The 13412-nt window shown below is 60.6% G+C and carries 12 protein-coding genes; 4 read left to right on the plus strand and 8 right to left on the minus strand.

Going from position 1 to position 13412, the window contains the following annotated elements; all coding sequences use genetic code 11:
- Nucleotides 1–2 precede the first annotated feature (2 nt).
- The 8 genes from ACPYOJ_RS17425 to ACPYOJ_RS17460 form a co-directional block, all read right to left on the minus strand.
- The gene (locus ACPYOJ_RS17425; RefSeq protein ID WP_481417360.1) at nucleotides 3–1013 is read right to left on the minus strand and encodes a dihydroxyacetone kinase subunit DhaK; all 1011 of its coding nucleotides are present in this window, start codon (nucleotides 1011–1013) and stop codon (nucleotides 3–5) included.
- A gap of 203 nt (nucleotides 1014–1216) precedes the next feature.
- Complete coding sequence (gene derI / locus ACPYOJ_RS17430) at nucleotides 1217–1672, minus strand: D-erythrulose-4-phosphate isomerase (RefSeq protein WP_481417361.1); 456 nt, start codon at nucleotides 1670–1672, stop codon at nucleotides 1217–1219.
- A gap of 10 nt (nucleotides 1673–1682) precedes the next feature.
- Nucleotides 1683–2453 (minus strand): triose-phosphate isomerase, encoded by a 771-nt coding sequence (locus ACPYOJ_RS17435; RefSeq protein ID WP_481417362.1) that lies wholly within the window; start codon nucleotides 2451–2453, stop codon nucleotides 1683–1685.
- On the minus strand, nucleotides 2450–3226 hold the full coding sequence (locus ACPYOJ_RS17440) for a DeoR/GlpR family DNA-binding transcription regulator (RefSeq protein ID WP_481417363.1): 777 nt from the start codon (nucleotides 3224–3226) through the stop codon (nucleotides 2450–2452). Before ACPYOJ_RS17440 ends, ACPYOJ_RS17435 begins: the two co-directional genes overlap by 4 nt.
- A gap of 73 nt (nucleotides 3227–3299) precedes the next feature.
- A complete protein-coding gene (locus ACPYOJ_RS17445) occupies nucleotides 3300–4289 on the minus strand; it encodes a sugar-binding transcriptional regulator (RefSeq protein WP_481417364.1) in 990 nt (329 codons plus the stop codon).
- Nucleotides 4290–4436: 147 nt separating this feature from the next.
- Nucleotides 4437–5369 (minus strand): sugar phosphate isomerase/epimerase family protein, encoded by a 933-nt coding sequence (locus tag ACPYOJ_RS17450; RefSeq protein ID WP_481417365.1) that lies wholly within the window; start codon nucleotides 5367–5369, stop codon nucleotides 4437–4439.
- 11 nt (nucleotides 5370–5380) lie between these two features.
- Nucleotides 5381–6892: a glycerol-3-phosphate dehydrogenase gene (locus ACPYOJ_RS17455; protein ID WP_481417366.1), complete on the minus strand. Its 1512-nt coding sequence runs from the start codon at nucleotides 6890–6892 to the stop codon at nucleotides 5381–5383.
- Nucleotides 6893–6930: 38 nt separating this feature from the next.
- Nucleotides 6931–8505, minus strand: coding sequence for an FGGY family carbohydrate kinase (locus ACPYOJ_RS17460; protein WP_481417367.1), 1575 nt, complete (start codon nucleotides 8503–8505; stop codon nucleotides 6931–6933).
- Between the two features lie 906 nt (nucleotides 8506–9411).
- On the opposite strand from ACPYOJ_RS17460, the gene ACPYOJ_RS17465 reads away from it, so the two are divergent.
- The 4 genes from ACPYOJ_RS17465 to ACPYOJ_RS17480 all read left to right on the plus strand — a co-directional run.
- Nucleotides 9412–10065: a DUF2291 domain-containing protein gene (locus ACPYOJ_RS17465; RefSeq protein WP_481417368.1), complete on the plus strand. Its 654-nt coding sequence runs from the start codon at nucleotides 9412–9414 to the stop codon at nucleotides 10063–10065.
- A complete protein-coding gene (locus tag ACPYOJ_RS17470) occupies nucleotides 10062–11606 on the plus strand; it encodes a sugar ABC transporter ATP-binding protein (RefSeq protein ID WP_168829359.1) in 1545 nt (514 codons plus the stop codon). The genes ACPYOJ_RS17465 and ACPYOJ_RS17470 overlap by 4 nt, the downstream gene beginning before the upstream one ends.
- A 23-nt stretch (nucleotides 11607–11629) precedes the next feature.
- Nucleotides 11630–12682: an ABC transporter permease gene (locus ACPYOJ_RS17475; protein ID WP_168829360.1), complete on the plus strand. Its 1053-nt coding sequence runs from the start codon at nucleotides 11630–11632 to the stop codon at nucleotides 12680–12682.
- Nucleotides 12683–12794: 112 nt separating this feature from the next.
- On the plus strand, nucleotides 12795–13412 hold a 618-nt coding region (locus ACPYOJ_RS17480; RefSeq protein ID WP_481417369.1), incomplete at its 3' end, for a substrate-binding domain-containing protein.

Raw genomic sequence — 13412 nt, forward strand, 5'->3', positions numbered from 1 at the left:
GATTATTTGCCCGCCCGGAATATGGCGCAGTCGCATGGATGGTCGATCAGGCGCTGCAGTTCATCATCAAGATGCATCAACGTGATCGACGCACCCGCCATTTCAAGGGAGGTGCAATAGTTGCCGACGAGCGATGAATGCACCACGATGCCGGCGTCATCCAGCCGCGTCTTGACGCGGCGCATCATAATGTAGAGTTCCATCAGTGGTGTGGAGCCAAGCGAGTTGACGAGTACGGCGACCCGATCGCCCTTCGCGGCCTTCATTTCACCGAGAATCCTGTCCAGCAATTCGTCGGTGACTTCGTTGGCAGTTCGCAATGAACCGCGCATGACGCCGGGCTCTCCATGGATGCCCATGCCGATTTCCATCTCGTCCTCGCCGATCTGGAAGTTTGGCTTGAGGGTCTGCGGCAACGAGCATGGGGAGAGGGCGACGCCCATAGTGTAGGTGCGCGCGTTCGCCCAGCGCGCAACGCGCTCGACCTCATCGAAGGAATACATGAGATCGCAGGCGGCGCCGGCCGCCTTGAAGATGAAGACGTTTCCAGCAACGCCGCGGCGCTTTTCCCGCTGATCGGCGGGGGCGGACGCCACGTCGTCGGTCGTGAGCACAGTGCGAACCTCGATATCGTCCATGGCGAGCATTTCTGCCGCCATGTCGAAATTCATCACGTCGCCGGCATAATTCCCGTACATGAAGAGAACGCCGGCGCCGCCGCTAGCCGCCTTTGCGCAGGCCATGATCGGATCGGGAGGCGGGGAGGCGAAGACATTGCCGACTGCAGCGGCGTCGGCGAGACCCTTCCCGACGAAACCCAGGAAGGTCGGCTCGTGGCCCGAGCCGCCACCGATGACCAGACCGACCTTGCCTTGGCGTGGTCCATGCCGCGCCGCGATTGCCCGCGGCACTCCGTCGACGGCATAGAGATGGTCCGGATGTGCCGCCAGAATGCCTTCCAGCATCTCGTCGACGGCATCGGCGCCCGCGTTGATGAGCTTCTTCGTCTTCACGCCATCCTCCCCATTGTGTGCTGACAGGACTACATGCCCGCCTCCACGAGCAATATCAATCCGTGACCGTGAACGACACACGCGCGGGCAGAGCGTGAACGTCAATTTGACCGGCCATGGACCTTGCTCAAAATGACGTCACAGCCTTCCCGCAGGCGCCCTCTCACGAGATGAGATTATGCCGTTTGGCCTTCGTCTCAAGCTCAGCGCGCGTTGTACTTCGAGTCGAGTTCGTCCATCGCCTTGACGTTACCGGCCGAGCGGCCGTTTTCGTCGAAAGTCTGGGCGAGAAAGGCATCGGCGATCGACTTGGCGAGCTCCGGTCCGATGACGCGGGCGCCCATCGTGATGATCTGCGCGTTGTTGGAGAGTGCAGCACGTTCGGCCGAATAGGTGTCGTGCGTCAGCGCGGCGCGGATGCCCGGAACCTTGTTGGCCGAGATGCAGACACCGATGCCGGTGCCGCAGACGAGGATCGCCTTGTCGTAAGTGCCGTCGATGACGCCCGAGGCGACGCGGTCGGAGAGATTGGCATAGAAGGGATCGGGACCGGTGTTCGTGCGCGAGACTTCGTGCACCTCGTAGCGGTCCTTTAGGTGATCGGCGAGAACCTTGGCCAGGCCTTCACCGGCGCTGTCTCCTGCGATGGCAAGTTTCATGTTTTTCTCCTTAGAGTTTGGCGGCACATTTGCTCAGGATGTCGAGGTAACCTTCGACATTCCAGGCGGAACGGCCGATGAAAAGCCCGTCGATATGCGGGCTCGAAATCAGTTCTTCGCAGTTCTGCGGATTGACCGACCCGCCGTAGAGGCAGGGGATCTTGCGGCCGAGCACCTCTTCGGCAACGGCGATGATTTCGGCCTGGCGCGCGTCGGCATAGTCGGCGGTTGCCGGAATGCCGTTTTCGCCGATTGCCCAGACCGGCTCGTAGGCGAGCAGGATTTCAGCAGACCGCTGGTCGCCAGACAGTTTGGAAAGCGCACCGCGCACCTGTGTTGCGAGGATGTCCGCTGCCTTTCCGCTCTCGCGATCGGAGAGCGTCTCGCCGATGCAGATCAGCGGGATAAGTCCGTGGCGGACGGCGGCTTCCGTCTTGAGGCCTACCGTTTCATCGGTCTCGCCGAAATGTTCGCGACGCTCCGAATGGCCGAGCTCGACGATATCGAGATTGCAATCCTTCAGCATCAGCGGCGAAATCTCGCCCGTCCAGGCGCCCTGGTCTGCCCAGTGCATGTTCTGCGCGCCGACCTTCACGGAGGTCTTGGCGAGCATTGACTTGACTTCCCGCACAGCGGTGAAAGGCGGAATAACGAAGCGCTGGATGCGCGGATCGCGCGCCGCATCGGCGGTCTCGAGGCCACGCGCAAAGTGCTGCGCTTCCGCGAGCGTCTTGTTCATCTTCCAGCTGGTGCCAATCCAGAAGCGCGGCTTTTCGGTCATGTCGGATCCTGCGTTGATGCGATGGTGAGCCTGATGCCCGCCTGTTCGAATTCCTCAAGGACGGCGGCGTCGGGCGCGCTGTCGGTGATGACGGCATCGAAATCCGCCAGATCCGCCATAACGTGGAGGGCGGTGTGACCGATGCGTTCGTGATTGACGAGCAGGCAGGTCTTGGTTGCCGAGGAAATCATCGCCCGCTTGGCGCGCACGACGTTGTCATCCATGTGGTAGGCGAGCCTGCCCGAAACCGCCGGGGTCGAAATAAAGGCGATGTCGGCTCTGAGGCGGAAAAGCGCCTCCTCGGTCACAACGCCGAGAAAGGCGTTGAACTTTGCCGAATAGATGCCGCCGAGCGCTATGAGGGTAATGCCGCTTTCACCCTTGAGTTTCTCCATGATCGCCGCGTTGTTAGTGATCAGCGTCAAGGGCCGCTTCTGCAGCAGCATTTCACCCAGAACGGCGGCCATCGATCCGTCATTGACCATCACCGTCATGCCGGGCTCGACAAGCTCAAGCGCACGCTGCGCCATGCTCAGCTTTGCTTCATGTCCCTGCCGCTCGCGAATGCGGAAATCGCTTTCGAACTGCGTGCCGGCATCGATCGTCGCGCCGCCTCGAACCTTCCGCAGGACACCCGCCTGTTCCAGGTCGTCGAGATCGCGGTGAATGGTCATTTTGGAAACGGTGAAGCGATCCGCAAGATCCTCGAGATCGACGGTCTTGTTCTCGACGAGGAGATTTATGATTGATTGCTGCCGTTCTTCTCGCTTCATCGCATTCTCAACCCGTTTGTCCTAAAATAACAGAAAATACGCACAGGACAACACAAAGAATGTTAAATTGTTTTCAAGTTGTGTTGCGTTTCGGCTCGCGGCGGGCGATCGGCACAACATCTTCGCTAGCTTTCAGGAGCGCCTGAGCCGTACGCTCATCCGTGATCAATCCAAACAGGCGGCGGCTGTTCAAGATCGCGCGAATGGCCGGAACCTTCGCCACGCCGCCGGCCAATGCGACCAGTCTTTCGGTCTTCGTCGTCGGAAACGATGCGGAGAGCGTCCGCATCGTCAGCGCGGTCTCGAGAATATGGCCACTGGCGTCGAAGAAATGTCCGAGGATTTCGCCAACCCCGCCCACGGCAGCAATGTCTTCGATCTCGCGCGGCTCGACCATGCCTGAGAGGACGAGTTGTGCTTCGGCGTCTACAGTGCCAAGGCCGACGAATTTGAGATCGGCGTGGTTGGCCAGGTCCAAGACCTCCTTGACGCCGCGTTGCGCTCGCAGCACCTCCCGGTCTTCTCCAGTGTTGGCGAAGAAAGGCACCGGCATCACGTAAGCCTGCGTCCCGGTCTTCTCGGCGATGCGATGCATCACGTCGTAGGGATTTGCGCCGAAATTTCTCGTCAGCCCGCCCAATAGGGAAACGAAACGCAGACCTTTGGCATTGACGCGCGGCATGTACTGGACGGCCGCAGACAGCGTGCGTCCATGGCCAAGGCCGATCACCTTGTTGTCGCCCCTTTCGATTTCCCGCTTCAGGAATCCCGCGCCGGCGTGTCCGAGCGCGCGCAGGGGGAGGCCCTCCTCACCCAAGTCGGGCGCCACCTCGCAATATTGCAAGCCAAAGCGCGCAGCGAGTTTCGTTTCCAGTTCGACGCATTCAACGATGTCGCCATCGATCGTCACTTTCACGACGCCTTCGGCGACCGCTCTTGCGATCAAGCGGTGCGCTTTCACCGAGGGCAACCCCAAGCGCTTGGCGACCTCCGACTGGGTCAGGCCGCCCGCGTAATGAAGCCAGGCAGCGCGTACCGCAAGCGTGTCATCGGCATCCGTCATCACCCGTTCCTTCTTGGTCTGTCGCGCATCGGTCCTGCTTCTGTTTGCCGGTGACGTTCCTGCGACTTTGCGCCGCCGCCCGATCCTGTCAATGTCGATGATGGGCGAGGCGGAACGCCGATCATGCTGCCGCGCTTATAGTTCTCCTCAGATGTTCAAATCGTTTACCCCGGTGTCGATGTAAGGCGCCCAAAAGGCGACGCTTTCCGCGATCTGGGGTACGACTTGGCGATCGTTGGGCTCTCTCTCCTTGAAGGAAAGCTCAAGACAGATTTCATTGTCTCGCGCGCCACCTTCGGCAAAGGCTCGAAGCAGCGGCTCGGGTTGGATGCGGCCCTTCGCATTGAATTCGGCCGTAAACGGCCGGTGGCCACCCTTGTCCATCAAACTCTGCTTAATGTGAATGATCGGCGATACCTTGGGCACGGCGCGAGCCCAGGCATAGGGGTCGAAGTCATCAGGATTGGCCGAAGTTACATCGCCGTGGTCGATGTCGGCCATCATCCACATCGGCACGGCCATCTTCGCTGCGGTCAGCCGTTCCTGCAGCGACAGGCAGGCGGCAATCGTCTCGCCGAACTCGCGGCCGATGCTCATCGGCTCCCAGAAGATGTAGGAGAGGCCGGCGGCACGGGCATGTTCGGCCACTTCCGCCCAGCAGTCGGTCGCGATCTTGATCAGCTCTTCGCGCCTCGCCGGATCGTCGAAGTCCTTGTAGGTGAAGATCGCGAACTGCGTGCCGACGGAATGGCCGCCGAGATCGGCGGTGATGTCGGCAAAGGTCTTGAACCAGTCGATGTAATAGCGCCGGACATCGGCATCCGGATGCCCGAAATGATTGAGGCGCCCATAGGGGCCCGTCATGCCGGACGTGACGCGGACGCCGGTGCGCTTCAGCGCGGCGTTCATGGTGCGGGTCAGACGACGGATGACGGGTGCCTGCCAGCTTGGATTGATGAATTCATGCGTGAGCTGGAGGTCGCGGATCTTCAGGTCGCGGGCAACCGTCTCGATCAGATCGTCAGGATCGGCGAAGCGGTTTACCAGCGGATTGGTATTAAGCGAAAGGGTCAGCGGCATCAAAGCATCCTTCAGGCGGCGGCAAGACGGGAAGACGCAAACCACTCGGTAAAGGCTGCGCGTTCGGCTTCGGTCAGGTGCAGGTAGTGCTTGGTGCGGCGGTAAATGATGTCCTCCGCCGTCTCTGCCCATTCCGTTGCGGCGAGATAACGGGCTTCGGCCTCGTAAAGCTGTCCGCCGAAATGCCGGCCAAGCCCTTCGAGGTTCGCCGCACCGGCGACAACGTTCTTCGTGCGGGCGCCATAGAGGCGGCCGTAGTGATGGACGAGCCTGCGCGGCATCCAGGGATAGGTTTCGCGTAAGGTGTTGGCGAAGGTCTCGTAGTCGGCATTGGGGATTTCACCGCCGGGCAGGGGCGCTTTCTCCGTCCAGTCGCCACCCATGTTCGGGAAGATGTGCTTCAGGCGCTGCATGCCGCGTTCGCCAAGTTCGCGGAACGTGGTGATCTTGCCGCCGAAGACGTTGAGCAAGGGGGCGCCCCCCGTCTCGTCGAGATCGAAGACATAGTCGCGGGTGACGGCGGACGGATTGCCCTTGCCGTCGTCGAAGAGTGGGCGAACGCCGGAGAAGCTGTGCAGCACGTCCTGCCGGCGCAGCTTTTCCTTGAAGTAGCGATTGACGGCCTTGAGCAAGTATTCGATTTCCGCTTCGTCGGCGGCAACGTCCTCGGCCCGGCCTTCATAGGCGATGTCGGTGGTCCCGATCAGCGCCTTGTCGCCCTCGTAGGGGTTGATGAAGATGACTCGCCTGTCGTGGTTCTGGACGAGATAGGCGTTCGAGCCCGCCCAGAACTTCGGGACGATGATGTGGCTGCCCTTGACGAGGCGCACGTTGCGAGCGGAGTTCGAGCCTGCGACGCGGTTGATGATGTCCGTCACCCATGGGCCGCCACAATTGACAAGACACTTCGCGCGGAAGGTCCGCGTCGCTCCGGTCGCATTGTTCTTCGTCGTAATGGTCCAGCTGCCATTTTCGCGCCGGGCGGAGACGGCCGGCGAGCGGGTGAGCACGATTGCGCCTTTCTCCGCGGCGCCGACCGCATTCAAGACGACCAGGCGCGCATCATCGACCCAGCAGTCGGAATATTCGAAGCCGCGCGTGTATTGATCAAGGATCGGCGTGCCTTCCGGATCGCGCAGCAGGTTGAGCGTGCGCGTCCCTGGCAGTTTCTTGCGGCCGCCGAGGTGATCGTAGAGGAAGAGGCCGAGCCGGACGAGCCATGCCGGGCGATCCTGAGGGCTGTGGGGCAGGACGAAGCGCATCGGCCAAATGATGTGCGGCGCTGCATTGAGCAGCACCTCGCGTTCGATCAGGGCTTCGCGCACGAGGCGAAACTCATAATATTCGAGATAGCGCAGGCCGCCATGCACGAGCTTGCCCGAGCGCGACGATGTTCCCTGCGCGAGATCATCCTTTTCGCACAGCGCGACCTTCAGCCCGCGGCCTGCAGCATCGCGCGCAATCCCCGCGCCGTTGATGCCGCCGCCGATGACGAAGAGATCCAGGATTTCGGGTTCGGTCATGTCATGCTCCTCTGGATGCCTGCTGCATCAGAACTGAATTACTCGCTGTCCGGCGGAGTCGTTGCGGCGGCGGCGAGCTTGTCCCAGGCGGGCGCCATTGCCTTGCGGACATCGGTATAGGCGGAAAACAGCCGATCGAACCTCGCCGCCTCGGCGGCGTCCGGAACTTCCGGTTCGCCGAGAAGCGGCGTCACCCAGTCGGCAATGCAATCGTCGATGCTTGAGTAGACACCGACGGCCACTGCGGCCATCATCGCCACACCGGCCGCACCGGTCTCCTCGCGCCGTGACTGGCGGATCGGGGCGTTCACCGCAGCCGAAAGCGAGCGGCGCAGGCCGACCGAACGTGTCGCGCCGCCGGTGATGCGCAGTTCGCCCGGCATCGCACCCATCGCCGCGTAGCAGTCACGGGTGGCAAGTCCCAGCCCCTCGACCACGCTGCGTACCAGGTCCGGGAACCCATGGCGGGTCGAGAGCCCGGTGAAGCCGGCACGCGCATTGGCGTTGACGAAAGGCCCGCGCTCGCCAGCTTCCGAGATGTAGGGATGATAGAGAACCGAACCCGGCTTGCTCTCCGCAAACCAGCCGTCGATGCGCGCGATAAGGTCGGCGTGCGACACGGACTTGCCGGCATCGGCCATGAGATAGGCGGCGATATCGAGGATCCAGTCAATGTTGATCGTCGAGCCCATGTTCGTCTGCACCTGGGTGACGATGCCGGGGATGGGCAGGGCGATCACATAGCCTGTGCCTTCGCGATTGAGATGAACATCAGCAACCGGCTTGGCGCGCATATGAACACCGGTCGAGCCGATCGTCGAACAGGCGGCGTTGCGGCCGCCGCTGCGCACGCCTGCACCGAGCGCGGTCATCACCATGTCCACGTATCCGAGGCAGACCGGCGTTCCGGCCAGAAGCCCGCAGGCGCGCGCAGCCTCTGCCGTCAGCGGGTGACTGATTTCCGTGCCGTCGATGATCTCCGGCAGGAGCGATCGCCGGTGCTCGAGGCCCAGAGCATCGATCACCGCCGCATCATATTGGCGCGTCCTGAAATTGCCGAATGTGAAGCTCGCTTCCGACGGATCGGTCACGCGAATACCGGTCAGGTTGAGATAGAGCCAATCCTTGCAGTGCAGGGCGGTTTCTGCCTGCTCCAGCAACTCCGGCATGAGGCTGTCCATGTAAGCGAGTTGCGCTCCCTGCTGGCAGGTATTGAGGCCGGTACCGGTCGCTTCAAAGCGCGCACGATTCTCCTCCCGCCTGCTCAGACGCGAAACGGTCGAGGCCGCGCGCGCGTCGAGCCAAAGCCAAGCATCGCCGACAGGTGCGTTGCCGGAGCCGACGAGCCAGGTTCCATCTCCTTGTCCGGTCACCGCAATTGCGGCGGTGCGCGTGGCAAGGTCGGGCACCTTGCCGGAAAGGCCGCGCAATGCCGTCACGCAATCCAACCAGGTCTGAGAGAGCGATTGCGTCGCGGAGCCGTCATCCCCGGTTGCGTATTTGTTGCGTGCCGACGCCGAAGCGATCTGGCGACCGGAAAGCTCGAACGCCACGGCCTTGATGACCGAGGTTCCGGCATCGATGCCGATGATGATCTGCTCGCTGTTAGGCATTCGGAGGCTGTCCTGCCATGAGGAAGCATGCCGCGTCCGGCAACGATCCTGTCAAATTCATTCTCCTCATCCCCGATCGACCTGATGCATCATTAACACATCGTTCGTTCCACCCAGGACGACGCTTGAACGCGCGCATCCTGCGACCGGCATATTCGGCATCGGCTAATGCATTGCCCGCGCTCCTGTCTTCAGCGCGGTCCGCTCCGATCTCGCCGCAGGCTGCCGCAAAATCGAATATAACATAGAGATACCACCTTACTAGCAATATTTTTCTGGTGTTGAAATTTTTTTCAGGTAAAATGAATGATGCAAGGGCCGTTACAAGCGGACCGGGTTGTGACGGGCGCGCGACCCTTATGCAAAAGACCTGATGGCAACTTCTTGCTTGGCAGGCGATTGAAAAGCGCCGGTCGTGGCAAATGGAAGCGGAGTAAAGCTGTTGTTTTCAATAGTTTATGGCCGATGGAAGAGAGGCGGCCTTTCGTCAAACTCTGTGTTGCGGCGTTCATCGTACGATGGTGTCTGCGCGAGATTCTGGACGCTCAGCGGCTCGCTTGTTGAAACTTCACGTTCGCCGCGTGGCGCTCCACTTGGATTAGAATGCCATTGACAGAATGGCAAAACATAACATAGCCTGCGTGTTAAATAACACTTAGCTATCACGAGACTTAGAATTAACGGATAGTGAGTGGTGATCCGGGCGGTTGGGGGGAGACAAGCGCCTATAGACCGAGGAGGATGCCCATGAGCTTGTTTTTGCCAAGCTGCGAACATGCAGCGCTTGTGCGGTTTGATCGACAAAAGCCGCCTCGGCTACGCTGACGTTTTGACGTCAGAACGTCACACTCGCTCCTCCCCACGCACGGCGTAATCCGACCAGCAACGCAAAAAGGTCGTCCGAACATGAGCACGCAGACTGAATACGTAGCAGCCAAATCTGGCGGGAGAATGAAAACCCTGGCGAGCGTCGCTGTCGCAGTGATTGTCCTTGGAGCAATCGCGCTCGATACCACGGTTGTGAAGATCGGATCCGATCACGATGTCCGGGAACAGGCATTTTCGCCCGCCGCTTATGGGGCCCAGGAATTCCCCAAGATACAGGCCAATGTTCAGGAGCGCGCCGTTGCCGCGGCCGAGCTCGCGACCGCTATTGCTGCCGACAAGAAAGCTGCAGGCGTGAAATACGGCACTGCGACGAGCACCGGTCCGGTCATCCCGGTCACGCTGACGGGCACGTTCGGTACCCGCAAGTCCAATACCAACGAGATGAAGATTGATGGATTGCCTCCCGAGACGGTGGTCCGTGTCCAGACCGGCCCTGCGGTCAATGGCACGGACCTCCGCGATGCCACCGGCTCCATCGAGTTCGGTCAGTTCACCAATCAGATCCAGTATCAGGATGCCGGATCGGCCATCAACAATGAGATGAAGAAGACGGTCTTCGCCGGCCTTGACCCGGATACGCTGGATGGCAAGTCCGCGACCGTTGTCGGCGTCTTCAAGCTCGTCAATCCCAAGAACTGGCTTGTAACTCCGGTTAAGGTGGAAGTGAAATGAGCCAGGCAGCACGTGTTAACGGCAAGCTCGGCGAGGTCGTCCTTGCGGCACGCAACATCGCCAAGTCCTATGGCAATGTTCATGCGCTGAAGGGTGTGAACTTCGACATTCATCGTGGCCAGGTCACCACGCTCTTTGGTGAAAACGGAGCCGGCAAATCAACGCTGATGAAGATCCTGTCCGGCGTCGTTCAGCCGAGTTCGGGTGAAATCATCCTCGACGGAAATCCGGTAACCTTCAGTTCCTCCACCCATGCGCGCGAGTGTGGGATTTCGATCATTCATCAAGAACTGAGTCTCGCGCCGAATCTCAGCGTTCGCGACAACATCTTCATGGGCCGCGAGATCATGAAGGGAGGCGTTGTCGACTTCGCCGAAGAGGAGCGCCAGACACGGGCGCTCATGGAGGAGCTGGAAGAAGACATTGACCCGCTTACACCTGTCGAAGACTTGCGTCTTGGCCAGCAGCAAATCGTGGAGATCGCCCGAGCCCTATCGGTCAACTCGCGCATCCTGATCATGGATGAACCGACGTCGGCGCTGAGTGCGACCGAGGTGGAAGTTCTGTTCAAGGTTATCCAGGATCTGACGAGCCGCGGGGTCTCGATCGTCTATATTTCCCACCACCTCGAAGAGGCTTTGCAGATCACCAATCATGCGGTCGTGCTTCGCGACGGCAAGATGACTGCCTATGCCGAACGCAAAGACATCGATCTGGAATGGATCGTCCGTAACATGGTGGGCGACAATTTCGATCTGGGAAGCCCGCCCACTGGCCACGAGATCGGCCGGGTGGCGCTCTCGATCAACGAACTGACCGTTCCCGGCCCTTCAGGCGCCGCCTATAATTCGGTCAACCGCCTGTCACTGCAGGTCAAGTCCGGCGAAGTCGTCTGCATATACGGCCTGATGGGCGCCGGGCGCACCGAACTGCTTGAATGCGTCGCCGGCCGGCTGAGGTCGAGTGGTGGCCAGATCCTACTTGAAGGGCGCGACGTCGCCGGCCTGAGCATTGCCGATCGTATCGCAAATGGCCTGGTGCTGGTTCCCGAAGATCGTCAGCGGGACGGCCTGGTTCAGACCATGACGGTTGGCTCGAACCTGTCGCTGGCGAGCATACGTGCTTTCACAAAAGGGCTCTTCACCTCCGGCCGCCGCGAGCGGGATCTCATCGACGATTCAATCAAAAAGGTCCATGTCAAGACGGACGGGGGAGGTGCCGCGATCGGTTCGCTTTCCGGCGGCAATCAGCAGAAGGTCGTCATCGGAAAGATGCTGGCCACCGAGCCGCGGGTCATCCTTCTCGACGAGCCAAGCCGCGGGATCGACATCGGCGCAAAAGCGGAAGTGTTCAAGCTGCTGGCAGAGCGTGCGAAGCAGGGCTTGGCGGTGATCTATTCGACATCGGAAGTCAATGAATGCCTGAGCATCGCGCATCGCATCATCGTCATGCATCGCGGCAGGATATCAGCCGAATTCGGTTCGGACGTCACTAAAGAAAAGATCATGGCCGCCTCTGGCGAAGCAGTGATCGCGCACTAGCCCGGAACTATGGAGCACTGATTATGTCAGTCACGAATCTAACCGAAAAGAAAACAGTGGCGAATGGGCAAAGGCGCAACACCAATTTCGTGCGTCTGCTTCTGGAGGGGCGTGCATTTTTTGCGCTGATCGTGATCGTCGCGGTCTTCTCCTTCCTGTCTCCATACTATTTCACCTTGAACAACTTTCTGATCATGGCCTCGCATGTCGCGATCTTCGGCATCCTGGCCATCGGCATGCTGCTCGTCATCCTGAACGGCGGTATCGACCTGTCGGTGGGCTCGACGCTTGGACTTGCCGGCTGCATTGCCGGGTTCCTGATGCAAGGTGTCACTTTGAACGCCTTTGGCGTCATCCTGTATCCGCCGGTCTGGGCCGTCGTCGTCCTCACCTGCGCGCTCGGCGCGGTGGTGGGCGCAGTCAACGGCGTGTTGATCGCCTATCTCAAGGTGCCGGCCTTCGTTGCCTCGCTCGGCGTGCTTTACGTCGCTCGCGGGATCGCGCTGCTGATGACCAATGGTCTGACCTACAACAATCTCGGCGGGCGCCCGGAGCTTGGCAATACCGGCTTCGATTGGCTCGGCTTCAATCGCCTGGCCGGTGTCCCGATCGGCGTCATCGTCCTTGCCGTTCTGGCGATCGTCTGCGGTCTCGTTTTGAGCCGTACCGCCTTCGGCCGCTGGCTATACGCCTCGGGCGGCAACGAGCGCGCGGCCGATCTCTCTGGTGTTCCGGTCAAGCGGGTCAAGATCATCGTTTATGTGCTTTCGGGCGTCTGCGCTGCGATTGCCGGGCTGGTCTTGTCTTCCCAGCTTACCTCGGCCGGTCCGACGGCGGGCACCACCTACGAGCTGACCGCGATTGCAGCCGTTGTCATCGGCGGTGCGGCGCTGACTGGCGGGCGAGGGACTGTCCGTGGCACGATGCTCGGTGCCTTCGTCATCGGCTTCCTTTCCGACGGTCTCGTGATCATCGGCGTGTCGGCCTACTGGCAGACGGTCTTCACCGGCGCCGTCATCGTTCTGGCCGTTCTCATGAACAGCATCCAATACGGACGTCGGGTCAAATCGACCTGACGAACGCGACTGAACTTGTCCACGACGGCCCATCTTCAACACATCGCCGATTGCGGAAAGCACGGCCGGTTCGCCGGCAACATCTGAGCTCATCGAAAGGGAGAGAGAAACCATGTTTAAAAAAGGCATTCGTATTCTTCTGGCAGCTGCGGCGGTTGCGCCGATTTTTGTAAGCTCCGCATGGGCGGCGGGTCAGATGACGATCATCGTCAACGATCCCTCCAACCCCTACTGGTTGACGGAAGGCAATGTCGCAAAGGCCACCGCCGAGAAGCTCGGCTACACGGCCTCGGTGAGCGCTCACAAGGGCGACACCAACACCGAAAGCAACCTGATCGACACGGCGATCACCAACAAGTCGGTCGCAATCATTCTCGACCCTGCGAACGCAGACGGCTCGGTCGGCGCAGTGAAGAAGGCGGTCGCCGCCGGCATTCCGGTCATTCTGGTCAACGCCGAAATCAACCAGGAAGGGCTTGCCAAGGCGCAGCTAGTCTCCAACAACGCTCAGGGTGCCGCCCTCGGTGCGCAACAGTGGGTCGAAGCGGTCGGCGACAAGGGTAACTATGCCGAACTCTTCGGCGCTCCGTCGGACAACAATGCGGCAACGCGTTCGAACGGCTATGAGACCGTGCTGTCGCAGTATCCGGACCTGAAGAAGGTCGCTCAGGAAGTCGCCAACTGGGACCGTACCCAGGGCCACAACAAGATGCAGTCCATGCTCCAGGCC

It is taken from the genome of Rhizobium sp. SVR5-9E, assembly GCF_056755095.1.

Coding starts and splice junctions, on each gene's coding strand:
- ACPYOJ_RS17460 (WP_481417367.1), bottom strand. CDS start 8,505: ATGCCTAACAGCGAGCAGATCATCATCGGCATCGATGCCGGAACCTCG.
- ACPYOJ_RS17465 (WP_481417368.1), top strand. CDS start 9,412: ATGAGCACGCAGACTGAATACGTAGCAGCCAAATCTGGCGGGAGAATG.
- ACPYOJ_RS17470 (WP_168829359.1), top strand. CDS start 10,062: ATGAGCCAGGCAGCACGTGTTAACGGCAAGCTCGGCGAGGTCGTCCTT.
- ACPYOJ_RS17435 (WP_481417362.1), bottom strand. CDS start 2,453: ATGACCGAAAAGCCGCGCTTCTGGATTGGCACCAGCTGGAAGATGAAC.
- ACPYOJ_RS17440 (WP_481417363.1), bottom strand. CDS start 3,226: ATGAAGCGAGAAGAACGGCAGCAATCAATCATAAATCTCCTCGTCGAG.
- derI (WP_481417361.1), bottom strand. CDS start 1,672: ATGAAACTTGCCATCGCAGGAGACAGCGCCGGTGAAGGCCTGGCCAAG.
- ACPYOJ_RS17445 (WP_481417364.1), bottom strand. CDS start 4,289: ATGACGGATGCCGATGACACGCTTGCGGTACGCGCTGCCTGGCTTCAT.
- ACPYOJ_RS17475 (WP_168829360.1), top strand. CDS start 11,630: ATGTCAGTCACGAATCTAACCGAAAAGAAAACAGTGGCGAATGGGCAA.
- ACPYOJ_RS17450 (WP_481417365.1), bottom strand. CDS start 5,369: ATGCCGCTGACCCTTTCGCTTAATACCAATCCGCTGGTAAACCGCTTC.
- ACPYOJ_RS17455 (WP_481417366.1), bottom strand. CDS start 6,892: ATGACCGAACCCGAAATCCTGGATCTCTTCGTCATCGGCGGCGGCATC.